This window comes from Ruegeria arenilitoris, from assembly GCF_013032445.1.
GTDB classification, from domain to species: Bacteria; Pseudomonadota; Alphaproteobacteria; order Rhodobacterales; family Rhodobacteraceae; genus Ruegeria; species Ruegeria arenilitoris_F.
On sequence record NZ_WQCA01000008.1, the window covers coordinates 151,724 to 176,731 of the forward strand.

Below are 25,008 nucleotides of genomic sequence, written 5' to 3' on the forward strand. Positions count from 1 at the left end.
AGTCACCCTTTCGGTGCAAGCAGTTTCAGCGCCGCGCGGATCAGATCGGCCTCACCCGCATCTGGCAGGCTCGCCGCTGCTTCGGCCACGGCAGAGGCGGCGTCGGATGGTCCATACCCCAGATTGGACAGGGCCGACAATGCGCCTGCCGACGCCGCAGCCGACCCCGAGGCCGGTTGCGCCGCCCGCTTTGGCGTCGGTGCGGGTTCGGACGACTCGACGACCTCCAAGGCGGGTCCGTCCATCGCCTCGGTCACGGTTCCACCCATCGCCATCACACCCGGCGCCTTGTCCTTGAGGTCCAGCACGATCCGTTGCGCCGTTTTCGGCCCCACGCCCTTGGCCGCCTTGACCGCACCCCAGTCACCCAGAGCAATTGCCCGGCTGACCCCATCCGGTCCCAGCGCAGACAGAATGGCCAGCGAGACCTTGGCACCAACCCCCTGAACCGAGCACAGAAGGCGGTGCCATTCCTTCTCGACCAGCGACAGGAAACCATAAAGCTGCATCAGGTCTTCGCGCACAACCATATCGGTGTAGATCGAAACCGCCTCACCCACACCCGGCAACACCGCCATGGTCCGTTCCGAGCAATAAACGATGTACCCAACCCCGCGCACGTCGATCAGCACGTGATCCGCCGCGCGATAATCCAGCCGCCCTGTCAGTTTTCCGATCATGCCTGCACCTCTTTCATCCGCGCCTGTGGCGCTGCGCCGTAATACGAGTGACAGATGGCAATCGCCAGAGCATCCGCCGCGTCCGCGCCCTTGGGCTGACAGCCCGGCAATTGCAGTTTCACCATGTGCAGAACTTGCTCTTTCTCGGCATGACCGACACCCACGACAGTTTTCTTGACCCGGTTGGGCGCATATTCCCCCACCGGCAACCCGGCCTGCGCCAAGGTCAGCAACGCCACGCCGCGGGCCTGACCCAGCTTCAACGTCCCGGCCCCGTCCTTGTTGACGAAGGTCTGCTCGATGGCAGCTTGGTCGGGCTGATGTTCGGCAATGACCTCAACGATCTGGTTGTGCAGCGACAACAACCGTTCGCCCAAATCATCGCCATCGGATTTGCACAAACCATTCGCAACATGGCTCAGGCGGCTGCCATGCGATTCGATGACGCCCCATCCCAGGGTCCTGAGCCCCGGATCAATGCCCAGAATTCGCATTTTTTGCCTCAGCCTGCTCGGGTTTTTGTGGTCTTTCTTTCGGATTAGCACGAAGCGTGAACATTTTCCAAGCGAATTGACCCCGCGCCTGAAAACGACACGCCTGTCCCAAGGGCGACAAAACGGCCTGTTTGCGACTGCAGAAAGTCTGAATTCGACACGTTATATGAACACCTAATGGTCTATAAATTAACGGTTTTTAAGGATTTAGAACCCTTGCAAAAAACGCATAGGACACATGCAATTTCCGCACTTGCACGGCCAGATCGACAGGACTAGATGGCGCGTACATCAGATGATTAAAAATTAAACACTAACCAGAAGGAAACAGGATATGGCTGCACTGGACACCACCCGCACCACCACTGGCTCGTTCGGCCTCGTCGGCCGTATCGGCGTAACTTTCGCATCGGTTGTTAACGCCGTTGTTGAATGGAACGACGCTCGCGTAACACGCAACGTGCTGAACGGTCTGACGGATCGCGAACTGGACGATATCGGTATGTGCCGCGGTGATATTGACCTCGTGGCAGAAGGTCGTCTCTAAGAGACACCCACCACTCACGCGCCCTTTGGGCACAACAGAACGCCGCGCATTTCACAATGTGCGGCGTTTCTCGTTCATATTGACTGGTTCAGCGGAGATAGCTGCTAACTTGCGCCGCAAGAAACTTAGAGACAGGGTCGACCTGCATCACCCATGCCCCCGCCTTTTCAACAGAGGTGCCTTCGGCCAAACTATCGACGCGGTACTGATAGGCCGACGCACCGAGGCTTGTCAGCAGAAAGACCTTGAACGCGAACAGGCCCAGGAAACACCCCATAAGCGCCTTTAACGGTACTGCGGATTTGACCCGTTGCGGTTTCATAACCACAAGGCCATCCTTGCGCATCGTGGCGCGATAACCCCGGCTCAGCTTGGCGTGCTTTTTGTTCAGGCGATGAACGCGCTGATCGAATTCCAGTTGTTTTCCCGTCATGGCAGCCTCCAAAAAAACCGCCCCCCGTAACCACGTCATGACGGTAGCCACAGATTGCGACAAAAAAGAGGCGGGAATCCACGAAACTCCTGCAAATGGCCTAATTTGCGCCCTGTTTGCTTAAGATTAGCGTCGTCCACTCACCAATTTCGTCTCTTTTGACCAAATTGAATTCATTCTGAGAATAAACCGAGACCACATCGTCGGCTTGTTCATTGAGGATTCCCGACAGGATCGCATACCCACCATCCCGCAGATTCGCGGCGATTTCAGGAGACAAAGCCACCAGCGGACCTTTTAGGATATTGGCAAAAACCAGGTCATAAGGAGCGTGCGACTGCAAGTCCGGGTGGTCGAACCCGGCGGCCTCGACGCAAACCACCTGTCCGGACATGCCGTTAGCCTTCAAATTGGCCTCGGCTACGTCCACCGCAACCTGATCGATGTCGCTGGCGATGATATCACCATCCCAAATCCGCGCGGCGGCCATTGCAAGCACGGCGGTACCGCAACCGATATCGGCCACTTTGGTCGCTGCAAACCCGTCATCCAACAGATGATCCAGTGCCTTGAGGCAGCCCAGCGTTGTACCGTGGTGACCAGTGCCAAAGGCCATCGCGGCCTCAATCAGCAGCGGGATACGCCCCTCAGGCAGCTTGTCTGCGTCGTGGCTGCCATAAACAAAGAACCGCCCGGCCTCGACCGGGGCCAGTTCACGGCGCACATGGGCCACCCAATCGGTTTCCGGCAATTCCGAGACGACAAACGGCTTGGCCTCGAACGCGACCGACAGAACCGCCAGAGCGGTTTCGTCGGGCGCTTCGGTGAAATAGCCGCCAACCTCCCACAGGCCCGAGCCGTCCTCGACCTCGAACACGCCGACGCCGGTGGGTTCCGGGTCAAGGCGCTCCATAGCTTCGCCCAGACCTTCGGCGGCCTTCTTGCCGGTCAAAGTCGTCAGCGCGGTAAATGTGGGCATGGGGGCCTCCTGTCTCAGTTGAGACAGCGCCTAGGGCCACAAGTGGGCAAGGTCAAGCGTTGGCACCTATTCCGCAGGGGCCGGGGCGTATTTCGACAGAATGGTTTCATTGCCCGGCTCGGGGTGGCGCGGGATCAGCAGCGACAGGGCAAGCGACACCAGTGCCATTGCGGCGGCCAGACCAAAGACCGCGCCGGGTGATACCACCCAGAGCAAGCCCAACAGCGCGGGTAGAAACACGGCCGCGATGTGGTTGATGGTAAAGGCCACTGCTGCGGTTGGCGCGATATCGGCCGGGTCAGCGATTTTCTGGAAGTAGGTTTTCAGCGCCAGCGCCAAAGCAAACAGCACGTGGTCAATCACGTAGAGTATCGCCGCCAGTAATACGCCCCAGCCGAACCAGTAGATGCCGCCATATGCTGCGAAGACTATCGCCAGCCCAGCGTATTCGAAGATCAGCGTGCGCCGCTCACCAAACATCGACACGGCTTTGCCCAGCATCGGGGCTGCTGCCATGTTGATCACAAGGTTGATCAGATACAGGCTGGTCAGCTCATGCACTTCAAAGCCGAACTTCTCGACCATCATGAAACCCGCAAAGACGACGAAAATCTGCCGCCGGGCACCGGCCATGAATTGCAGCGCGTAATACAGCCAATACCGTTTGCGCAGGACCAGCTTTTTGGTCTGCGGCGTGGGCGCATCGAATTGGGGATATGCAAACAGACAGAACAGCGCCAGCAGTGCCGTCACCCCGCCTGCGGCCATGAACACGAAATTGTAGGACAGATCCAGCCGATCCCAGGTCAGCACGATTAGCCCATAAACCACCGCAGTGGACGCCGAGCCTATTGCTACCAGCCAGCCCAGCACCTGTGGCGCACGGTCCTTGGGCAGCCATTGAAGTTGCAGCGACTGGTTTACCGTTTCGTAGTAGTGAAATCCAATCGAACTGAACAAGGTCACGAACAGCAACCCGCCCAGACTGGGGAACCACGCCGTCACCGCCGTGGCCACACCCAGCATCATCAGCGAGATCATCGCCAGAACCTGTTCGCGCACGAAGATGATCACTGCGATCACACCGACAGCCAGAAAACCAGGAATCTCGCGCACCGTGTGCAGCAGACCGATATCCGCCCCGTCGAAATTGGCCACTTCGATGACGAAGTTATTGAGCAGCGCGCTCCAGGCGTTGAAGGCGATAGGCATGGTCAGCGCCATCACGAACAAGAGCGTGATGGGACGACGCCAGAAAGGCAGGCTCTGCGCCTCGGAAAGCGGCATGGGTTTCAGCATGGGACTCCCTCTACGCCCATTTTTGCGGTTTGGCGAGAGGCAAGGACGCGGTGCACATTAGCCCTGCGCTGACGCAGGGTCAGTAAAAGTTCTGCGGATCGATATCGACGGTCAGGCGGATATCCCCTTTCAGGCGCAGAGGAGCGATCCAGCGGGCGATAGCATCCTGAATGGGCGCGCCCTTGGGGGCCTTGACCAGCAGACGCACGCGGTGACGTCCCCGGATACGCGCAATTGGTGCCGGGGCGGGACCGAAGACCTGCGCACCGATATCCCGCAAAGGCGCATCGTTTCGGGCCATGGCATTGCCGATATCGAAAACCGGCCCGACCTCTGGCCCCGACAGCACGATCCCGGCCATGCGCCCATAGGGCGGCACTCCGGCGGCCTGCCGCCCAGCAGCCTCGGCCTTCCAGAACCCCTCTTCATCGCCCGACAGAATGGCCAGGATCACCGGGTGTTCCGGCTGAAAGGTCTGTAACAGCGCTTGCCCCGGCTTGTCCGCCCGACCCGCTCGGCCCGCGACCTGACGCATCAATTGAAACGTCCGCTCAGCAGCCCGCAGGTCGGCGCCGTGCAGGCTGAGATCGGCGTCGATCACCCCCACCAAAGTCAGCTTGGGGAAGTTATGCCCTTTGGCCACCAGTTGCGTGCCGATGACAATATCCGCGTCACCCTCGGCTATCTCTTCGATCTTGGCCTTCAGTGCCCGCGCCGAACCAAACAGATCGGAACTGAGCATCGCAATCTTCGCCTCGGGGAATGTCGCCTCGGCCTCCTCCGCCAGACGTTCGATCCCCGGCCCGACAGGCGCCAACTTGCCCTCGACCCCGCAAGACGGGCAAGCCTCGGGCATTGGCTTGGTCTCACCGCATTGGTGGCACATCAGGCGTTTCAGGAACCGGTGTTCAACCATCCGCGCATCGCAATGGTCACACGCTATCTGTTCACCACAGGCCCGGCACAAAGTCACTGGCGCATAACCGCGGCGGTTGATGAACAAGAGCGACTGTTCGCCCCGTTCGATCCGCTGCCGCACTGCCTGACGCAGAGACGGAGAAATCCACGTTCCCGGCTGCATCTGCTCGGCCCGCATATCGATCGGCTTCATCTCGGGCAGCACGGCCGCCCCAAACCGCGACGTCAGGTCGAGGCGTTCATACTTGCCCGCCTCGGCATTTGCCCAGCTTTCCAGCGAGGGTGTCGCGCTGGCAAGTACCACCCGCGCGCCACAAATGGCCGAGCGCAGAACCGCCATGTCGCGGGCGCTGTAATGCACGCCGTCCTCTTGTTTGTAGGAGGTGTCATGTTCCTCATCGACCACGACCAGCCCCAGATCGCGGAACGGAAGGAACAGCGCTGACCGCGCGCCCACGACCAACTGCGCATCCCCTTGCCCGACCATCCGCCAAACCCGGCGGCGTTCCGTCATGGTTGCACCGGAATGCCACTCGGCGGGACGCGCTCCAAACCGCGCCTCGACACGCGTCAGGAATTCGGCTGTCAGCGCGATCTCGGGCAATAACACCAACGCCTGCCGCCCCATCCGCAGCGCCTCGGCCACCGCTTCCAGATAAACCTCGGTCTTGCCCGATCCGGTCACACCTTTCAGCAATGTGGTGCCGTAATCACCGGTGCGCTGACCAGCCTGCAACTTGGCAACTGCAGCCGCCTGATCCTCGGTCAGTTCTTTTCCCGGCAGGTCAGGGTCCAGATGCGGATAGGGCAGATCGCGAGGGCTGTCCTCTTCGCGCACAGCGCCCTGTTTCACCAGCCCCTTCACAACCGACGAGGTCACGCCTGCCTGCTCGGCCAACTCTTTCAACGTAAAGGCCAGCCCACCATAATCCCGTAGCACCTCCAGCACGCGCGTCCGCGCATCGGTCATCCGATCCGGCTCACCATCGCCAAGGCGGTATATCTTGCGCATCGACGGCGGATCACCCAGCCCGGGCGCGCGCGTCGCCAACCGCAACATCGCAGGCATCGGGGTCAGCGTGTAATCAGCGACACGGCCCAAAAACACCCGCATCTCCTCACGCATCGGCGCGACCTCAAGCACGCGGATCACTGACCGTGCCTTGGCCAAGTCAAAGCCGCCCTGCCCCGGCCCCCACACCACACCCAAAACCTTGCGCGGCCCCAAAGGCACCTCGACAAACGCACCCAGAAAACACCCGCCCTCGGGCGCCTTGTAATCCAGCGTCCGGTCCAGCGGCTGCGTGGTCAGCACTGCCACCAACTCACCGTGGTCGAAATACTCCTGAGTGCTCACCGCATATCCTTGGGCCGGGGGGTTTAAGCATGGGTCTCTTTGAGGTAAAGGCATCCGCGACCAAGGCCAACCCATCAAAGGACTGCCCTCATGAAATTCTTCGTAGACACCGCCGAGATCGACGCCATCGCCGAACTGAACGATCTCGGCATGGTGGACGGCGTGACCACCAACCCCTCGCTGATCCTGAAATCGGGCCGCGACATTCTGGAAGTGACCAAAGAGATCTGTGATCTGGTCGACGGCCCCGTGTCAGCCGAGGTCGTCGCCACCGAGGCTGACGACATGATCGCCGAAGGCCGCAAGCTGGCCAAGATCGCGCCGAACATCGCGGTTAAAGTGCCACTGACTTGGGCCGGCCTCAAAACCTGCAAAACACTCAGTGACGAAGGCCAAATGGTAAACGTAACCCTGTGCTTCTCGGCCAATCAGGCGCTTTTGGCTGCCAAAGCGGGCGCAACCTTCATCTCACCCTTTATTGGCCGTCTGGACGACATCAACCTCGACGGCATGGACCTGATCGCGGATATCCGTCAGATCTACGACAACTACGGGTTCGAAACCGAAATCCTCGCCGCTTCGATCCGCACCGTGAACCACGTGACCGACAGCGCCCGCATCGGTGCCGATGTAATCACCGCGCCTCCGGGAGTGATCAAGAAACTGGCCGACCACCCGCTGACCGACAAAGGCCTTGAGACCTTCCTGGCCGACTGGGCCAAGACCGGTCAGAAAATCCTCTGATCTTATACCCGACCGCGCGGCGCCGTCAGGCGCCGCGCCCGGCCTAACTGCAAAACCTGATCTTGGATCAGGATGTTGCAGGCTGGAGCCTTTCCGACACATCCCCACATGAAATCCACTTTTACCTGCATTTTTCCCAAGGCAATTGTCGCATTCCGTGTTATAAGCCCGCCAACAAAAAAAGACCGGACGGGACATGAGCAGCAACACCAAACTCAAGGATAATCTCCGCGCCGCGATTCTGGCCGAACCAGACGCAGTGCTGGATGACAAGGATCTGATGCAGGCGCTGGTGGCCGCCAACGAACAGGCGCGCGGTGACAATGTCATCGACCTGCGCGGCATCGCAATGCAACGGCTTGAGGCCCGGCTGGACCGGCTCGAGGATACGCACCGCTCGGTCATCGCAGCGGCCTATGAAAATCTCGCTGGCACCAATCAGGTGCACCGTGCCATTCTTGGCTTGCTGGAACCCGTGGAATTCGAGGATTTCCTACGCACGCTCGGCAATGAAATTACCGATATCCTGCGGGTGGACCACATCACACTGGTTCTGGAAACCACTGTCCGTCAGGAAGACCCGGCCATCGAAAATCTGGGCGGTGTTCTCACCGTGGTCGAGCCAGGGGCCATCGATGCCTATCTCAGTCAGGATCGTGGTGGTCCGGCCCGGCAAGTTGTCCTGCGCCCGATTGCACAGGCCAATCCCCGGATTTTCGGCGCCAAGGCCAACCAGTTCCGCTCTGAGGCCTGCCTGAGGCTGAACCTGGGTGAAGGCCGCCTGCCCGGCATGATCGTCATGGGCGCCAAGGACGCAAACCACTTCACCCCGCAACTGGGCACCGATCTTCTGTCCTTCTTCGCTGGCGTGTTCGAACGCTCGATGCGCCACTGGCTGTCGTGAACCTGATCTCCCCAGCCTGCCGCGATGCGCTACAGCATTGGCTGGACAGTTTGGGGGCGCTGGCCGGACGGTCCGAGAACACGAAAACCGCCTATCGCGGGGATGTCACCGATTTCCTGTCGTTTATGACCCTGCACCACAGCGAACGTCAGGGGCTGGCGGCGCTGGCGCGGATCACCGTGTCCGACATGCGTGCGTGGATGGCGGACCAACGCGCCTCGGGTGTCGGTGCGCGGTCACTTGCGCGCAAACTCTCAGCGGTCAAAAGCTTCTACCGCTGGCTGGCCGAGCGTGAGGGGTTCGAACCCACCGCCGTTCTGTCCACCCGCGCACCCAAATTCACCAAGAAGCTGCCCCGCCCACTGGCCGAAGACGCCGCCCGCGCCATGATCGAAACGGTCGAACTGCAATCGACCAACGATTGGGTCTCGGCCCGTGACGTGGCCGTGGTCACGCTGCTTTACGGCTGCGGATTGCGGATCTCTGAGGCGCTCTCACTGACCGGCGCCGATGCCCCCCTGCCCGAGACCCTGCGAATCGTCGGCAAAGGTAACAAAGAACGGATCGTGCCGGTCCTGCCTGCCGCCCGCGCAGCAGTGGATCACTACCTTCAGCTATGCCCGCACCCGCAAGACAAGGACAAGGCGCTGTTCCGCGGCGTACGTGGCGGGCCGCTGAACCCGCGGGCCATTCAGGGGGTGATGGCCAAGGCGCGGATGCAACTTGGCCTGCCTGCGACGGCCACGCCGCACGCCCTTCGGCACAGCTTTGCGACCCATCTTCTGTCCGCCGGCGGCGACCTGCGCGCCATTCAGGAACTGCTGGGCCACGCGTCGCTCTCGACCACCCAAACCTATACAGCCGTCGATACGGCAAGGTTGATGGAAGTCTACAACCGCTCCCACCCCAAAGCGTGATGTCTTGGCATCGTGGCGTCAGCCATTCATCTTAACCCGGCTTTTGGTTTGCATCTGGCGAACGCATCAGTCATGACACCTGCATGACCCTTAGATTCAAAGCGCTTTTCGTCCATCTGTTCACCGCCACCGGCGCCGTTTTCGCGATGCTGGCCATGCTGGCCGCTGTCGAAGAGAAATGGAGCCTGATGTATCTGTGGCTGGTGGTCTCGTTCATCGTGGACGGTATCGACGGCCCTCTGGCCCGCCACTACCACGTCAAGAAGAACGCGCCTGAATTTGATGGCGTGCTGCTGGATCTAATCATCGACTACCTGACCTATGTGTTCATCCCAGCCTATGCGTTGTTCAAATCCGGGTTGATGGACGGGTGGACCGGCTGGTTTGCGATCATCGTCATCACATTTGCAAGCGCCATGTATTTCGCAGATACGCGCATGAAAACAAAGGACAACTCCTTTTCCGGCTTTCCCGGCTGCTGGAACATGTTCGTCATCGTGATCTTCGCGCTGGAGCCCAATTTTTGGGTCATCCTGCTGCTGGTGTCGCTGCTGTCACTGGCGATGTTCTTGCCGCTGAAGTTCATCCACCCGGTCCGAACCGAGCGCTGGCGTACCGTATCATTGCCCATGGCCTTTGCCTGGACCTTTTTTGCTGGCTGGGCCGCTTGGGTCGATTTCCATCCCGAAAGCTGGGCGCATTGGGGTCTGGTGATCACCAGCCTTTATCTGGTTTCGGCGGGGATTGCGCAGCAGATCATACCGCAGCGCAAAAGCGCGGATTACAGGACTTCCTGAACCTCGAACTCGGTGCCGTTATGGGTAAAGACGTCACCCTCTTGCAGGCCGACCATCGACAGGTAGATCGGGCTTTGGGTTGAGATCCCCATGTAGGTCTTGCCGTCCACATCAAACCGCGTGGTCGAGACGCAGACCACAAAGCGGCGGTTGTTGAATTTGACCACCGCGCCGGGCTGCACCGTATCCGTCACACTGAAATCAGTATTTTCGATCACGTCGATCTTGGCGTGATGGGCGTGGACCGGGGCATCAAAGGCCGCTGCAAGATCCGCGTTCTCGCGCGAGGCCGCGATGTCGTCCTTGTCGTGCCCTTCCCGGTCATCCAGCTGGGAATCCTTCAGAAAGGCATCATAATGCGCCTGGGCGGTGGCCAGCTCCTGCTCCTCCAGTGACATCAATCTGTCAATAATAGCCTTTTTGCGGGTGGCCGTATCTGTTTGGGCGGTCATGCAATGCGGTCCTTTGAATTCTCTGTCTGATACAAGTTGGGCCTCAAACCGCCGGATTGCAACAGAATTCCGACCGTCAAATCAGCAGGCCTGCCGCTCGTTCGTGGCGCAACAGGGCCACCTTGGTCTCAACCCCTCCATCCCCGGAAAAACCGCCAAGACCGTTGGCCGCAAGCACCCGGTGACAGGGAATGATGACCGGGATCGGGTTTGCTCCGCAGGCTTGCCCCACGGGTTGTGGCGGCTGCCCCAGCTCTTTGGCGATATCACCATAGGTGCGGGTTTCGCCCAAAGGGATTGCGTACATCAGATCACAGACCTGCTGTTGAAACGTCGATCCTTGCACGCGGTAGGGCAGATCAAACCGCTCCAGCCGCCCCTGATCATAGGCCGCCAACTGCGCGGCGGCTTCCTGCAACAACGGCGTCTCAGGCCCTTGGTTCCGGCCATTCCACACAAGGCGCGTGATGGCTCCGTCGGTCTCTTCGACACCAAGGCAACCAAACTGAGTTTCAACGGCGATCATCGGCATGAGGGCAACGTTTCAGATCGCCCGTCCCGGCGCAACGAAAAACCCCCGGCGGTTGGGCCGGGGGTTTGATCTTAGCTCAGCGCCTCGTCGCAGCGTCCGCAGACACCTACGTGGGCGTGACGGCCCACATCGGGCAGGATTTTCCAACACCGTTGGCATTTCTCGCCCTCGGCCTTTTCGAACACCACTGCGACGCCTTCGATTTCCGGCACGCGGAACGCCTCGGCCGGGGCTGGATCGCCGGTAACCGTCAAACCGGACGTGATGCACATGTCATCCACGTCGAAGGTTGCCAGCAGATCGCGTGTTTCCTGATCCTCGACATGTACGATCGGCGCGGCCTCAAGGCTGGAGCCGATCACCTTGTCCTGACGCTGAACCTCCAACGCGGCGGTCACGGCGCGGCGTACGCGGCGCACCTTAGCCATGTAGGTTTCCATCACCTCGTTGCGCCAATCGGCGGGCGTCTCCGGGAAATCCACCAGATGGACCGAGCTGTCATCGCCCGGGAAGCGTTCCAACCAGACCTCTTCCATGGTGAACACCAGCACCGGGGCCAACCATGTGGTCAGGCGGTGGAACAGGATGTCCAGAACGGTGCGGGCCGCGCGGCGGCGCAGGCTGTCTCCGTCGCAATACAGCGCATCCTTGCGGACGTCGAAGTAGAAAGACGACAGATCGACCGTGGCAAAGGTGAAGACCGCACTGAACACACCCTGGAAATCGAACGCGGCGTAACCTTTGCGCACCTGCTTATCCAGATCGGCCAGACGGCTCAGGACCCATCGTTCCAGGCGCGGCATCTCCTCGGGCGCGACACGGTCGGCTTCGGTGAAATCGGCCAGCGAGCCCAGCATGAACCGCATGGTGTTGCGCAAGCGGCGATAGCTGTCGGCTGTGCCTTTCAGAATCTCCGGCCCGATCCGCTGGTCAGCGGTATAGTCGGTTTGAGCCACCCAGAGGCGCAGAATGTCGGCGCCGTATTGCTTGACGACCTCTTCCGGCACGATGGTATTGCCCAACGATTTGGACATCTTGTTGCCCTTGGCATCCAGCGTAAAGCCGTGAGTCACCACGTTGCGATACGGTGCACGACCCTTGGTGCCACAGGCTTGTAGCATCGACGAATGGAACCAACCGCGGTGCTGGTCGGTGCCTTCCATGTAGACATCAGCGATGCCGTCTTCGGTGCCGTCCTCACGGTCACGCAGAACAAAGGCGTGGGTCGAGCCCGAGTCGAACCACACATCCAGCACGTCGAACACCTGATCGTATTCGTCCGGGTTGGCGATGCCGTCCAACACCTGCTCCTTGAACCCGTCAGTGTACCAGATATCCGCGCCGTCCTTCTCAAACGCCGCCTTGATGCGGGCGTTCAGGTCTTCGTTGTGCAGCAGGTAATCGGCGTCGGTCGGCAGAGCCCCCTTCTTGGTGAAGCAGGTCAGCGGCACGCCCCAGGCGCGCTGACGCGACAGAACCCAGTCCGGGCGCGCTTCGATCATCGAATACAGGCGGTTGCGGCCTGTCTGCGGTGTCCACTTCACCAGTTCGTCGATCGAGCGCAGGGCGCGTTCACGGATGGTATCCCCCATCTCGCCCATGCCATCGTTCAGCTTGCGGTCAACGGATGCAAACCACTGCGGCGTGTTGCGATAGATGATCGGAGCTTTCGAGCGCCACGAATGCGGATAGCTGTGTTTGATCTTGCCACGCGCCAGCAGACCGCCAACCTCGACCAGCTTGTCGATCACGGCCTTGTTCGCATCACCCTCGCCGCCCTTGCGGGACAGGATGTACTCGCCGCCAAAGAACGGCAGGTCGGCGCGGAAGCTGCCATCATCCATCACGTTATAGGTGATGACCTGTTCCAGCATACCCAGATCGCGGTACAGCTCGAATTCTTCCATACCGTGCGAGGGCGCACAGTGGACGAAACCGGTACCTTCGGTATCGGTCACGAAATCGGCAGCGCGGAAGTCGCGGATATCGTCCCATTCGCCATTGCCGCCCTCGGCCCCGGCCAGCGGGTGGGTCAGTTGCACACCTGCCAGTTCATCGGTGGTCACGTCACGGACGCGGGTCCACTGATCGTCGTTCAGACGGGCACGGCCAAGCACATCGGCGGCCAGATTGTCGGCCAGCAGGAACTTGTCGCCCACCGCAGCCCAGCATTCTTCCGGAGCGCCGGTGACTTCGTACAGACCGTAGGAGATGTCCTTGCCAAAAACGACCGCCTTGTTGGACGGCATGGTCCACGGGGTGGTCGTCCAGATCACAACAAATGCGTCATCCAAATCGCCCGCGTTCACGACCTTGAACTTCACCCAGATGGTGAAGCTTTCCTTGTCGTGATACTCGACTTCGGCCTCAGCCAAAGCGGTCTTTTCGATGGGCGACCACATCACGGGCTTCGAGCCCTGATAGAGCGTGCCGTTCATCAGGAACTTCATGAACTCGTCGGCGATCACGGCTTCGGCGTGATAGTCCATGGTGATATAGGGATCGGCCCAGTTACCAGTGATGCCAAGACGCTTGAACTCTTCACGCTGAATGTCGATCCAGCCCTCGGCGAACTTCCGGCATTCCTGACGGAAATCGACGACGTTCACTTCGTCCTTATTCTTACCCTTCTTGCGGTACTGCTCTTCGATCTTCCATTCGATTGGCAGACCGTGGCAGTCCCAGCCGGGCACATAGCGCGCATCGAAGCCCATCATCTGATGGCTGCGCACGATCATGTCCTTGATGGTCTTGTTTAACGCGTGACCAATATGCAGGTGGCCGTTGGCGTAGGGTGGGCCATCGTGCAGCGTGAAGGGCGCGCGGCCCTCTTTTTCGCGCAGGCGGTCATAGACGCCGATGGTTTCCCACCGTTCCAGCCATGCGGGTTCGCGCTTGGGCAGACCAGCGCGCATGGGGAATTCGGTTTTGGGCAGGTTCAGCGTGTCTTTGTAATCAGGTGTCTGGATCGTGTCGGCGCACATTGGGGGCGTCCTTTGGATGATCTGGTCGTACTAGGATCGAAGCGGTCGGTGCGAAGTCTCAAACACCTTTGCCCGGCGTCTCAGAGGGTCAGAGCGCCGGGGATATAATTCGAATAATGATGGCCAAACGGTCATACATGGCCGCGCTTATAAGACGCCCACGCCTAATGGTCCAGAGGGTCCGCCCCCTGCGGCGAATGGCGCAGCTTGGCCCAGCGGTTGAGCCACGCGAGACCGGCCAGCGCAAGGCCCAGTGCCAGCAGCGAGAACACCCGGATCAACCCGCCAAGCCCGGCGATATCGATCAGGAACACCTTGGCCACAGCCAGCCCGATCACCGCCAGCCCAGCCTTGCGCATCAGGTCGGATCGGCGCGCCAATGATTGGTAGAACAGCGCCGCCCCGATCACCAGCAGGGCCATGGTATAGGTGTAAAGCTCGGGCTGGGTCACGCCGTTGCCTTCATACATGCCACCAGCCCCCTGCCAGACGTGACGGATCATCAGGCCCAGCCAAACCGCCGCCAAAAGGCCGCTGAGCCCCCAACTGGCGCGCTTGAGCCAAAGCGGCGTCGCGTAGATGCGCCAAACCGAGAACCCGATGGCCAGAGCAGGTAGCAAATAGGCGACCGCCAGCGTGTTCAACACCGGCGGCCCCAGAACCGGTGGCGCAACCGTACTGAGCAACGGGTTCGCATCAGCCAACGCCTGAGCCATCCGAAAGAGGCCATGACCGGCAAAGAACGCAGCCAGCAAATAACGGGCATAGTTCAGCTTGCCGCCCAGTTCGAACCGCTGCACCTGTGCAAAGGCCAACAGTAGCCAGATGATCGCGAGCAGACCCAGCCCCCAATGGCTGTTGGTGGCGTTTCCTTCACCAAAGCTCTGCAACCAGCGCTCCAGAAGAAGCGACAACAGAATGCCCCCTGTCGCCCAAGCCGCGCTCTCCAACAGCAGCGTTGCCACGGGGCGGTCCAACGGACGGATCAGCAGCCACCCAATCAGGAACCCAACGGTGGCCGCACTGTAGACCAATGCCATCTCAGTCACTGGCGCTGTGCTGGCCCAGTCCAACCCCGGGTTCAAGACCAGCCGCACCGTGACCGTGAACACGCCGACCCAGATGAACCAACTCATCGGCGGCAGGGTGAATTTGCGATCCAGCGCGGCGGCCACGACAACCATTACGACCAGAGCTATGGTCAGCGCTGCCGAACTGAGGACGATGACACAGGCAAAGGTCAAACAGGACAGCGCCGAAAGCGTCGCCAAAGAGGCGCGCATCCGTTGGTCGCCGTCAACGCGCGCAAAGCGCTCGGCAAAAACTACCATCAGAACGCCCAAGGCGATGCCATGCAGCGCCCACGGATAGGCTCCGATGACATTTGCAGGGTGCCAGCCGATCTCAAGCGCGATAGCCAAGGCAGGCGCGAAAACGGCAGCCGCACCGGCCCAAACGGCGGCAAATCTGCGGGCCTGTATCGAACGCCACGTTGCGGTGACGGAAATCACCGCGCCCAGAATGATCAGGATCGTGATTACCCAAGGGTAATCCGCCTCGGCAGTTTCTGCATAGGTATCAGCAAATTGGCGCAGGACAACGCTATTGTCCCAGCCATGCACCAGAACAAACCAGACAAGGCCAATCGCGGGCAACGCAGTCGCGTCTTGCAAGGCCTCTGCCCTTCTGCCCCACAGCATCAATCCAAGCGTCAGCCCCGCCAGCAATGCAACCCCCAGCCAAAACTCTGCCGAGCTATCGGCCCAGTGCACCGACAAAATCGCTGAACTCACGGCAACTGCGGCAAAGCCAATCCGGGTTGGAAATTCAGGCCACGCATCCCCCTTTTTACGCCCTATAATCTGGCTGATCATCGCGCCGCCATGATCGGGCCACAGGCGCCGAACCGGGATGGCAATGGCAATTACCGCCAGCGCCGTGACGCAGATCAGATAGGCTGGCTCGGTCAACGGTGAGGACAACACCAACAGCAGGCAAGTGGTGTACGCGCCGAACAACGTGAGGACCGATATCCACGCCCAGCGCCGCACCGTATCGATCCCCAAACCCAACACGGCGATCACGAAGAAATAGGCATACAGCCAGCTTGGGTCCTCAGAGGTTCCGCCAACGACGAAGGGGGCTGAAAAGGCTCCGATCAAACCGACGGCAGCCAGCAAGGGGCCATGGAACCAGCCCAAGACCAATCCCAGCACCGCGATCACAACCATCGCGGCCAACGCGGCCTCGGGGCCAATCAGGTCATAAAGCTGCCTTGCGGCCAAAATGCCTCCGAACAAGGTGACCAGACCAGCGCCGGAGAAGACCGAAGGCAAATACGCGGTGGCTGAGGTTTCCTCATCGCCATACCTGCGCCGGATCACCTCCCCCGCAACGATCATTGCCGCACCGAAAAGCAACGCTGCAATTACGCGGGCGGACGGAGGTAACAACCCGTTTTCGACGCCGTATTGCACCAGAAAAATTCCAGCCAGTGCCAGCGACAAGGCAGACACCGCATAAAACCAGTTCTCCCGCAACCAGACTGTAAGCGCCGAAAGGCGGTCTTCGCGAAACACAACAGCGGCCGGTGGGTACTGCTCTGAGGCAGGTTCGGACGTTTGAGGCTTGGACCACGGGGCGGGCTTTGGCGTCTTATCCGGCTCTTCGGTCGGTTTACGCGGCTCTGACTGGGCGGAAACCGGGCGTGCCTTAGTTACGTCTCCGCCCAACGCGCGCAGTTGCTGTTCCAGTTGTTCGACCCGACGGCGCAGGCGCGTGTGGCCGACAAGTAGAACAATGATGGCCACCGGAATGGCCAGCACGATCAATCCGACAAGAACAAGCAGGGATTCCAAGGCGCTCTCCGGGTGGTTTCAACCGCAGGTTATCCGAGGCACGCGACGGGCAACAGTCAGAAATCCCGGTGATTTGCGCGTTGGCCCGTGGGCTAACCCCACCCAATCGATGGGCGTGCGATCATCAGCCAGAGGATAATCAACACCGCCGCAAATGCCGGAAACCCACAGGCGAACCAGATGCGGAACAGGCGGTAATAGGCTTGTGGCAGGGGAACTGCGCGATCAGCCGCCGTCTGTGCCAGCCCCCGCATCCGCACCTGTATCCACACGACCGGCAGCCAGAACACCCCGGCCATTGCGTATAACACCAGCGAGGCCAGTATCCACCCCTCGGTCAGGGGCCAGCCCAGCCACCAGGCCAGCAGACCTCTGGTTATGGGCTGGGCGATAACGGCTGTTGTCGTGAACAACAGGTCGGCCAGAACCACAATCCCAGCGGTCTGCGCGATAAACCGGGCATCGCCCGATCGGTGCGCGATCAGCATGAAAAACGCGATCCCCGCGCCGGTGCCCAGCAGAACGCAGGCTCCGATGACGTGCAACCAGCGCAGGATCAGGTCCGGGTCCATCAGCGGCTCTGCAACAGGGGCCAGGCGATCAACGACAACGTCATCGCAGGCAGGATTTTGATCAGCGAGCCGAGTGGGTCGAGCCACAGGCCGGGGACGGTGAAACTGGCGGACAAAAGATAAACCATGGCAACGGCGACCTGCGCCAGACAGGCGCGCGCCGCCCAAGGGCGCCACAGAACGGCAAGGCCCAGCGCGATATCGACAAAGGACCAGAACAGGACACTTGCAACAGCCATGGCCATGCTCCAGCCGGCATCGGTCAGAGTGGCCGCGGCCGTTGGCAGGCTGATCAAGCCAAACAGACCAGACAGCAGCCAGAACAGGCTCAGCACGGTGACGACCAGAGGCATCAGCAGCGACATACGCGCGGCCAGCCGATGCTCGCGCGAACAAGTCAGACCGGCGTAGATCAGCGGCAAGCTGGCCAGCGATTGGCCGGTGACCGCACGGTAGGGTTTAGGGTCACCCACCACGCCGTCGGCCATCACCGTCATCGCATTGCTGCGCAAGGGCGAGCGCCAACCCAAATGCCCCAACCCATCCGCAAAGGCCGAGATCAGGCCGGTCACCAAACCCGGCACAGCCACCGTGACCCCCGCAGCCGGGAACCCCATCCATTTGCGGGTTTCGTCAAGCACGTCGGACAAAGTCGAGGGTGAATCTTCGACCAGATCATAGGCCCCCTGCGGCAAGTCCTGCGCTACACCCTGCACAACGGCGCGGCACAAATCCGGCATCCCGACGCATTGAACGGGAGTATCGGGAAATGCGATGGGCTGAACCAAAGGCACTGCCGCCAGCATCCGCAACAGCGCGGTGCCACCATAATCCGACTGCCCGATCACCAGCCCGGGCTTGAGGATCCACAACGGAGCACCGCAGGCACGCAGCGCAGCGTCACCTGCCGCCTTGGTGCGCATGAAATCGGTGTCGGCGTCGGGTTCGGCTCCGATGGCGGATATTTGGACAATGGGGATGGCTTTGTCGGCGCATGCACGGCCCAAAGCGGCAATGGCGGTATGATGCACGGCCTCAAGATCATCGGCAGGCCCATCCTGCAAAGCGCCCGCACAGTTTACGACGCAATCAATGCGCTGCAGGTGACTGTCCCAATCCTCGGACTGCAAACAGGCCCGCAAGTCGCCCTGTATCTGCGGAACGTCGCCGAGAACCTGCGCGGCCGATTTCCCGCTGCGCACAAAGGCCGAAACACGCGCGCCCTCAGCCCGCAACGACCGCGTAACAGCAGCGCCGATAAAGCCATAAGCCCCTAAAACCAGAACGTTTTTATTCGCAAGCTGCACTGGGCCTCAAACACCTGAACTTGTTTTCAGCAGCCTAACTGCTGACCCGGGATTGACCAGCCATATGCGCCACTCTGCGACAATCTTGGCCGTCACGGGTGGAACAGCGATCCAACAAGATAGGCGATCAACGCGGCGGCCCCGCCGATCGCAAAAGTCTCGAACCCCGATCTCCACCACGGGGCAAGAGACCAGCGGCTCTTGAACGCGCCGATGGCGAAGAAAACCCCCATGGTCATGCAGGCCGAGATGACAAAAGCCTGATCAAGCCCCAGAAGGAACGGCAACAACGGCACCATACCGGCAACGAGGAACGCTATGAAGGTTGCCATCGCAGCCTTGAACGGATGGGGATCGACACTGCCCAGCCCGTATTCGCCCTCGACCATCAGGTCGATCCAGTTTTCATGGTTGGCGGTGATTGCATCTGTCGCCTCGTTCAACACGCGACCGGACAGGCCCTTCTGCGCCAGAATCTCGCGCACTTCGCGGCGCTCACCGTCGGGGTAGAGGTCGATGTGGCGTTCTTCAATGGCACGGATACGGCGTATGTTGTCCAACTCGGCCTTGGTGCCCGAGTAGTTCCCGGCGGCCATGGAAAACCCATCCGCCAGCACATTGGCCAACCCCAACGCGACAATGATAAAGGGTGACAGGCCGGCCCCGGCAACCCCGGCCACGATGGCAAAGGTGGTCACCGAGCCATCAATGCCTCCGTAGACGACATCGCGCAGCACCCCCCGCCCCGGTGGCGCATTGATCCTTGCGACGATTTCCTGCTGGCTGTGTCCGTGATCGGTCATGGCTGGCTCCGGCTTTATTTTGCGCACCAGCAGACCGGATGACTTTGCGTCAGGTCAAGTTTTCGTAAACAACCCGCTGAGGGCCCGTTTGATCATCCCGCGCGTCGAAGGTTGGTGCCGGTCGGAGAACGGCAGCGGACGGCAGACCTCCATCGCGGCCACCCCGACCCGCGCGCTGAGGGCACCGTTCACCAGCCCCTCACCAAACCTGCGAGAGAGTTTGCTGAGAACCGATCCGCCCAGAACCGGCTCCAGCAGGTCGTCGCCCACGGCGACGGCCCCGGTCGCGACCAGATGTACGAACACCGCGCGGGTTAGTCGCCAACTGCCCAGAAACCCTGCGCGACCGCCGTAGATTTCAGCCACCCGACGGATCATCCGCAGCGACGCCGCTAGGGCCGTCACCACATCCGCCAGCGCCAGAGGCACCAGCGCGGTCACGGTCGCAACTTGTCGAGCCGCCGCTTCGACTTCGCGGCTGGCGGCAGCATCCAAGGGGGCCAGAAGTTCATCTTCGGCCAGAGTCAGCAGGGTGGAGGCGTCGAACTGCTCACCCATCCGCTCGGCCAGCCGGTCGCGGCCCCACTGGGTTTCGTCGCGCCCCTTGTAGAACGCAATCAGGCGGTCGGTGACTGCACGGGCTTGCACCAGATCACCCTCGGCCAATGCGACATCTGCGGCGTGGCGCATCCCGTCCACGCGGGACAATCGCCCGATGGCCGCCAATTCCCGAATCGCGATGATCAGGGCGACCAGTACAAACGCGACCATCAAGCCGGTCACGACCCAGCCCAAAATCGGCGCGCGCAGCAGCAGCGAATTAACGAAATCCCATGCAGCGACCGAGACCACCGTACCAATCACCGCCAGCGCCAGCCCCCAGAACCACCGCGACAGGGCCGAAGGTTTTCGCGCCGCCAGCCGAGCCGCCGTCTGCATCGCCTGCCCCTGCGGTGGAGCAATGTCGGGCACCGGCGGAGCCTGCGACACATCGGCTGCGGGCTCTTCTGCATCCAGATCGATCAGCACCGGACCTTTAGCCATCCGCCACTCCTTCCCTGCGCCAGACATATTTGATGTCCGGCAGGTTCTCATCATTGCCGGCGCCGTCGCTGCGGGCAACCTCGGCAAACCCATTGCGCTCATAGAACCGCTGCGCACCCAAATTGGCCTGAAACGCAAAAAGAGACAGCTGCGCCCGACGGGATTTGGCATGTTGCAATAGACGCTGCCCGACCCCCTGCCCGCGCGCCGCAGATGTCAGGTACAGCGAGTGGATGTCATCCCCGTTCAACGCCAGGAACCCTATGACACCATCATCCGCCTCGGCCACCGTGACCCAGCCCTGATCGATCATCCGGCCACAAAAGGCGATGGTTTCGGCGCAGGAATGCAGTTCGGGCATCCAGTCGTTTTCGAGGGCGAACCCGTGCAGGATCTCTCCGGTCGCACCGGCATCCGTGCTGCGAGCTGGACGGAGAGTGACAGTCACAGGCGGTCTCCGATCAGGAACTGCGCGGCGCGGTCCAGCCGGATATGCGGCGGGCCATCACCGGGGCGCAGGGTTAGATGCGCGGGTGCAAAGGCCATGAAGCCAAATTCCTCACCCAACCAGCTTTCGGCCCCGTTGCGAGCCGGACCCAACAGATGCGCCGGGTCTTCAGGCAGATCACCAGGATAAAAGGCCGCCTGTTTTCCGTCCAGCAAAGTGCCGCGCACGCAGGGCAGTTCGACCCCATTATGAGTGCGAATTTCCTCAGTCGTCGCCCGCAGGGCCGCCAGCGACAGCGCTGACGTTTCCGCACCGGCAAAACTGGCCCGGTCGCGGGCGTCGCGGGTCAGGGCCTCCATGATATGGGTCAGGCGGGGATGTTGCGTGTGGTGCAGGTGATCGGCCTTGGTGGCTGCGAACAGGATGCGCTCGACCCGTTTGCCCAACAGCAACTGACTGAGCCAAGCGTTGCGCCCCGGACGGAAGGCCGCAAGTATTTCAGCCATCGCTCGGCGCATATCCTCGACCGCCTGTGGCCCCTTGTGGATCGCGCCCAGGGCGTCGACCAGAACCACCTGCCGGTCGATCCGAGAGAAATGATCGCGGAAGAACGGCTTTACGACTTGTGCCTTATAGGCCTCGTAGCGCCGCGCCATTTCCCGGTGCAGGCTACGGCGCGGGGCGTGTCCTTCCACCGGCAGGGGAGCAAAGGTCAGCACCGGTGAGCCCTCAAGATCGCCCGGCAACAGGAATCGGCCCGGCGTGCAATCGTAGAACCCGGCATCTCGTGCGCCAGCCAGATAAGCCGCAAATGCTTTGGACAGTGCCTGCGCCGTCGGTTCATCATGCGCTGCAGCTGGGTCGGCTGCTTTGGCCTGCGTAAGAAATGCCTCGGCCTCGGATCGCCGCGCGATGCGCTCCAAGGTTTCGGCCGACCAGACCTCGTAGGATTTGTCCAGCAAGGCCAGATCCAGCAGCCATTCGCCGGGATAGTCCACGATATCCAAATGGATGGTGCGCGGCCCCTGTAGGCCGGACAGCAAACCCGCAGGGCGGGCCTTGAACGACAGGCGCAGTTCGGACACGGCACGGGTGCTGTCGGGCCAATGTGGTTGCGGGCCGGTCAGCGCGGCCAGATGGTTTTCATAGTCGAACCGGGGCACAGTATCGTCGGGCTGTGGCTGCAGATAGGCGGTATTAATCCGCCCCTCCTGCTGTGCGACCAGTCCGGGCATCCGCCCCCGGTCCAGCAGGTTTGCAACCAGGGAAGTGATGAACACCGTCTTGCCCGACCGCGCCAAACCGGTGACACCCAGACGTATGACCGGCTCGAACAATGTCTCGGACATACGGTCGCCCACGGTTTCGACACCGCGTACAAGACTGTCTGCCAGGGATGAGATGACCAAACTGTCGCCCCGCTTTTATCGTTTCGCTCAAGATAGGTAGAGGTTGTCGTACTTGCCAGAGCTTTCCCGCCCTTGCCCCTTTTCGCGCGGCACGTTACCAGCGGCCCATGCCCAGATACGCTCTGAAAGTTGAATACCAAGGGGAACCGTTTGCCGGGTGGCAGCGGCAAAAGGAATTGCCGTCTGTGCAGGGGGCAATCGAACAAGCGCTGTCGCGCATTCAACCCGGAGAGCACACCATCGCCGCCGCCGGTCGCACGGATGCGGGGGTTCATGCGCTGGGTCAAGTGGCCCATTGCGATCTGGTCAAGGACTGGGATCCGTTTCGCCTTTCCGAGGCGCTGAACTATCACCTCAAGCCGCAACCGGTGGCCATCGTCAAGGCCGCGCGGGTGGATGACGATTGGCACGCGCGGTTTTCGGCGCTGGAGCGTCAGTACCTGTTCCGCATCCTGATGCGCCGTGCGCCAGCGACCCATGACGCTGGGCAGGTCTGGCGGATCAACCACCGGCTGGACGTCGATGCGATGCAGGCTGGGGCGGATATGCTGATTGGGCGGCATGACTTCACCACCTTCCGGTCCTCGATCTGTCAGGCCGCCAGCCCGGTGAAAACGCTGGATGAGTTGCGGGTCGAACAGGTTCAGGGGTTCTCCGGCCCCGAGGTCCATTTCCATGTCCGTGCGCGCTCGTTCCTGCACAATCAGGTGCGCAGTTTTGTTGGAACGCTGGAACGTGTCGGCGCGGGTGCATGGTCACCCGAGGATGTGCGCGAAGCATTGGAAGCTGCAGATCGTGCTGCCTGCGGGCCGGTCTGCCCGCCACAGGGCCTGTATCTGGCGCGGGTTGGCTATCCGGAACCTGTGTTCGGCTAGATCGCGCGCATCAGCAAGCCGCTGGCGATCACCACGATTATCAGCCCCGCCACCAACTCGATCGTCGGCGCAAGTACCGAGGCAAACCGCGTGGCCGAGGCAGAGGCCAGCAAACCTCCGCGCAACCCGAACGAGGTCCACCCGACCAAAGTCGTCACCAACGCGGTGCCCAAAGCCATCGCAAAGGCACCCGCGATGCCGACCATTGCGATACCCATCTGCCATGTCAGGATCAGAACGAACAGAGCACCGGTACAGGGACGCGCCGCAATGCCCGCGATCAGCAGCAGGGCCTCGCGCAGGCTGCCAACCTGAGCCACTTCTTCGGCCGTCGGGCCGTGACGATGACCACAATCGGAACAGACGCCATCATCGTGATCATGATGGTGGTCGTGGTCATGATGGTGGTGAGCATGGTCGTGATGGTGGTGATCATGGTGGTGATGCGCAGTATGGGTGCGATGCCGCCGCGCAAAACTGCGAACAGACCGGACCACCAGCCAAAGACCAATTGCCGCAATGGCTGCATAGCTGATCGGGGCCATGACCTGCTCGGTCGTGCCCACAAGGCTTTCACGTGACATCTGAAAGACCAGGACCCCCGCGTAAACCAGCACAACCGCCGTTACTGCCTGTCCCAGACTGGACAGCACGCTGATCGCGGACAGGCGCCAGAAGGCGACGCGGCGACCCAGCCCGTAGCCTCCGATCAGCACCTTGCCGTGGCCGGGGCCGATGGCGTGAAAAAATCCATAGGCGAAACAGACCGTCAGCAGGGTCGCGACCGCCTCGGGCTGTTCGGCGCGGGCGGCGCGCAGGGCGCGGGCAATCTGGTTCTGAAACTCGCGCTGCTCACCAGCAGCCCAGGCGGCCAGACTGTCAAAGCCGCCAATTCCCCAGAACCACAGCAGCAAGGCAATGGCGATGGCAACCGGAACAATCAGGTATTTGGACATGAAACGAATATCTCGGTCGCAAAGCTTTCCCCGACCAGCGGGATATCGTTTTCCTCAAGATCGTAGTCGGCATCCAGCGTCAAAAGGAAAGCCTGCATTTGCGCTAACTGGCCGTCAATGTCGGGATCAATTCGATTGATCTGGCAAGACGCAGGACCTGTCACCGTCACCGGGCGGGTCACTTCGTATGCAGTGTAGTAGGTTTCGTCATAGGCTTTTGCCGTCAGCGAAGAGGCTGGCACCGCGCCACCTTCGACGGCGCGCAGATGGGACGAGACAATGCGCCCGTCCTCGGTGGTGGCCTGCGGCTCCAGCGGGCCGGACAAGGTGACCGGAGCACTGTCCGCAAACACGACCAGATCGCCGTTATACCCTTCTACCCATTGCGCATCGAAACCAGCCAGAAGGCCTTTCTCGCCGTCTGTAAGAACGCCGTCCGCATCCTGATCCAGTTTCATGTCTTCCAGAATCAGCAACGAGTAGAACTCATCATACGCCCAAGTCACGCGCACGTGCGTGAGTTGGCCAGTGTCGTCCACTATGAATTCCAGCCCGGTGTCGATGAAGACATGCGGGTGGGTCATCGCCGGGATCGGCAGGCAGCAGGTCAAAAGGGTCACAATCCAGCGCATAGGCGAAAGATAGGGGTTCGCCTCACGTCCGGCAATGCGATTCACGGGTGACGTGCAGAATCCGGCC

24 protein-coding genes are annotated in these 25,008 nt (G+C 61.0%); 6 read left to right on the forward strand and 18 right to left on the reverse strand.

The genetic code is table 11. The annotated features are described in order from the left end of the window. Nucleotides 1-2: 2 nt before the first annotated feature. On the reverse strand, nt 3-680 hold the full coding sequence (gene ruvA / locus GOW98_RS13390; protein WP_170332802.1) for a Holliday junction branch migration protein RuvA: 678 nt from the start codon (nt 678-680) through the stop codon (nt 3-5). Next, nucleotides 677-1,174, reverse strand: coding sequence for a crossover junction endodeoxyribonuclease RuvC (gene ruvC, locus GOW98_RS13395; protein WP_170332804.1), 498 nt, complete (start codon nt 1,172-1,174; stop codon nt 677-679). Before ruvC ends, ruvA begins: the two co-directional genes overlap by 4 nt. A gap of 334 nt (nt 1,175-1,508) precedes the next feature. Here ruvC and GOW98_RS13400 point away from each other — a divergent pair, with 334 nt between their 5' ends. After that, nucleotides 1,509-1,721, forward strand: coding sequence for a DUF1127 domain-containing protein (locus GOW98_RS13400; RefSeq protein ID WP_170332806.1), 213 nt, complete (start codon nt 1,509-1,511; stop codon nt 1,719-1,721). Between the two features lie 88 nt (nt 1,722-1,809). Here the strand turns inward: GOW98_RS13400 and GOW98_RS13405 are convergent, their stop codons facing one another. The 4 genes from GOW98_RS13405 to GOW98_RS13420 all read right to left on the reverse strand — a co-directional run bounded on the left by GOW98_RS13405 (nt 1,810) and on the right by GOW98_RS13420 (nt 6,707). Continuing rightward, nucleotides 1,810-2,154 carry a hypothetical protein gene (locus GOW98_RS13405; RefSeq protein WP_170332807.1) on the reverse strand — a complete coding sequence of 115 codons (345 nt, stop codon included), beginning with the start codon at nt 2,152-2,154 and terminating at the stop codon, nt 1,810-1,812. A gap of 100 nt (nt 2,155-2,254) precedes the next feature. Continuing rightward, nucleotides 2,255-3,133: a 50S ribosomal protein L11 methyltransferase gene (locus GOW98_RS13410; RefSeq protein WP_170332809.1), complete on the reverse strand. Its 879-nt coding sequence runs from the start codon at nt 3,131-3,133 to the stop codon at nt 2,255-2,257. Nucleotides 3,134-3,199: 66 nt separating this feature from the next. Further along, a complete protein-coding gene (locus GOW98_RS13415) occupies nt 3,200-4,432 on the reverse strand; it encodes an MFS transporter (protein WP_170332811.1) in 1,233 nt (410 codons plus the stop codon). Between the two features lie 79 nt (nt 4,433-4,511). Continuing rightward, a complete protein-coding gene (locus GOW98_RS13420; RefSeq protein ID WP_170332814.1) occupies nt 4,512-6,707 on the reverse strand; it encodes a primosomal protein N' in 2,196 nt (731 codons plus the stop codon). A gap of 90 nt (nt 6,708-6,797) precedes the next feature. On the opposite strand from GOW98_RS13420, the gene fsa reads away from it, so the two are divergent. The 4 genes from fsa (at nt 6,798) to GOW98_RS13440 (ending at nt 10,069) form a co-directional block, all read left to right on the forward strand. Next, the gene (gene fsa, locus GOW98_RS13425; protein ID WP_170332816.1) at nt 6,798-7,451 is read left to right on the forward strand and encodes a fructose-6-phosphate aldolase; all 654 of its coding nucleotides are present in this window, start codon (nt 6,798-6,800) and stop codon (nt 7,449-7,451) included. A 196-nt stretch (nt 7,452-7,647) separates the two neighbouring features. Next, nucleotides 7,648-8,355, forward strand: coding sequence for a DUF484 family protein (locus tag GOW98_RS13430; RefSeq protein WP_170332818.1), 708 nt, complete (start codon nt 7,648-7,650; stop codon nt 8,353-8,355). Next, nucleotides 8,352-9,272: a tyrosine recombinase XerC gene (locus GOW98_RS13435; RefSeq protein ID WP_170332820.1), complete on the forward strand. Its 921-nt coding sequence runs from the start codon at nt 8,352-8,354 to the stop codon at nt 9,270-9,272. The genes GOW98_RS13430 and GOW98_RS13435 overlap by 4 nt, the downstream gene beginning before the upstream one ends. Before the next feature lie 83 nt (nt 9,273-9,355). Next, a complete protein-coding gene (locus GOW98_RS13440; RefSeq protein ID WP_170332822.1) occupies nt 9,356-10,069 on the forward strand; it encodes a CDP-alcohol phosphatidyltransferase family protein in 714 nt (237 codons plus the stop codon). Here the strand turns inward: GOW98_RS13440 and GOW98_RS13445 are convergent. From GOW98_RS13445 to GOW98_RS13490, 10 genes are all read right to left on the reverse strand, one after another. Beyond that, the gene (locus GOW98_RS13445; protein ID WP_170332825.1) at nt 10,054-10,521 is read right to left on the reverse strand and encodes a hypothetical protein; all 468 of its coding nucleotides are present in this window, start codon (nt 10,519-10,521) and stop codon (nt 10,054-10,056) included. The genes GOW98_RS13440 and GOW98_RS13445 overlap by 16 nt on opposite strands. A 76-nt stretch (nt 10,522-10,597) precedes the next feature. Beyond that, a complete protein-coding gene (locus GOW98_RS13450) occupies nt 10,598-11,053 on the reverse strand; it encodes a methylated-DNA--[protein]-cysteine S-methyltransferase (RefSeq protein WP_170332827.1) in 456 nt (151 codons plus the stop codon). A 71-nt stretch (nt 11,054-11,124) separates the two neighbouring features. Continuing rightward, on the reverse strand, nt 11,125-14,037 hold the full coding sequence (gene ileS / locus GOW98_RS13455) for an isoleucine--tRNA ligase (protein WP_170332828.1): 2,913 nt from the start codon (nt 14,035-14,037) through the stop codon (nt 11,125-11,127). A 164-nt stretch (nt 14,038-14,201) separates the two neighbouring features. Then, complete coding sequence (locus GOW98_RS13460) at nt 14,202-16,895, reverse strand: DUF2339 domain-containing protein (protein ID WP_170332830.1); 2,694 nt, start codon at nt 16,893-16,895, stop codon at nt 14,202-14,204. A 92-nt stretch (nt 16,896-16,987) separates the two neighbouring features. Continuing rightward, on the reverse strand, nt 16,988-17,467 hold the full coding sequence (locus GOW98_RS13465; RefSeq protein ID WP_170332832.1) for a DUF2269 family protein: 480 nt from the start codon (nt 17,465-17,467) through the stop codon (nt 16,988-16,990). Beyond that, nucleotides 17,467-18,774 (reverse strand): SDR family oxidoreductase, encoded by a 1,308-nt coding sequence (locus GOW98_RS13470; protein ID WP_367646843.1) that lies wholly within the window; start codon nt 18,772-18,774, stop codon nt 17,467-17,469. Before GOW98_RS13470 ends, GOW98_RS13465 begins: the two co-directional genes overlap by 1 nt. A gap of 92 nt (nt 18,775-18,866) precedes the next feature. After that, entirely contained in the window at nt 18,867-19,577 is a 711-nt protein-coding gene (locus GOW98_RS13475) for a VIT1/CCC1 transporter family protein (protein WP_170332834.1), read from the reverse strand. Nucleotides 19,578-19,631: 54 nt separating this feature from the next. After that, nucleotides 19,632-20,621, reverse strand: a complete 990-nt coding sequence (locus GOW98_RS13480) for a YcjF family protein (protein WP_170332836.1) — start codon at nt 20,619-20,621, stop codon at nt 19,632-19,634. Next, nucleotides 20,614-21,069: a GNAT family N-acetyltransferase gene (locus GOW98_RS13485; protein ID WP_170332838.1), complete on the reverse strand. Its 456-nt coding sequence runs from the start codon at nt 21,067-21,069 to the stop codon at nt 20,614-20,616. The genes GOW98_RS13480 and GOW98_RS13485 overlap by 8 nt, the downstream gene beginning before the upstream one ends. Continuing rightward, nucleotides 21,066-22,478, reverse strand: a complete 1,413-nt coding sequence (locus tag GOW98_RS13490) for a YcjX family protein (protein WP_170332840.1) — start codon at nt 22,476-22,478, stop codon at nt 21,066-21,068. Before GOW98_RS13490 ends, GOW98_RS13485 begins: the two co-directional genes overlap by 4 nt. Nucleotides 22,479-22,585: 107 nt before the next feature. Here GOW98_RS13490 and truA point away from each other — a divergent pair, with 107 nt between their 5' ends. After that, complete coding sequence (gene truA / locus GOW98_RS13495) at nt 22,586-23,353, forward strand: tRNA pseudouridine(38-40) synthase TruA (RefSeq protein ID WP_170332843.1); 768 nt, start codon at nt 22,586-22,588, stop codon at nt 23,351-23,353. On the opposite strand, the gene GOW98_RS13500 is transcribed toward truA, so the two are convergent. Next, nucleotides 23,350-24,309, reverse strand: coding sequence for a nickel/cobalt transporter (locus GOW98_RS13500; protein ID WP_170332845.1), 960 nt, complete (start codon nt 24,307-24,309; stop codon nt 23,350-23,352). The two genes, truA and GOW98_RS13500, sit on opposite strands and share 4 nt — an antisense overlap. Continuing rightward, complete coding sequence (locus tag GOW98_RS13505; RefSeq protein WP_170332847.1) at nt 24,294-24,941, reverse strand: DUF1007 family protein; 648 nt, start codon at nt 24,939-24,941, stop codon at nt 24,294-24,296. Before GOW98_RS13505 ends, GOW98_RS13500 begins: the two co-directional genes overlap by 16 nt. Between the last annotated feature and the right edge of the window lie 67 nt (nt 24,942-25,008).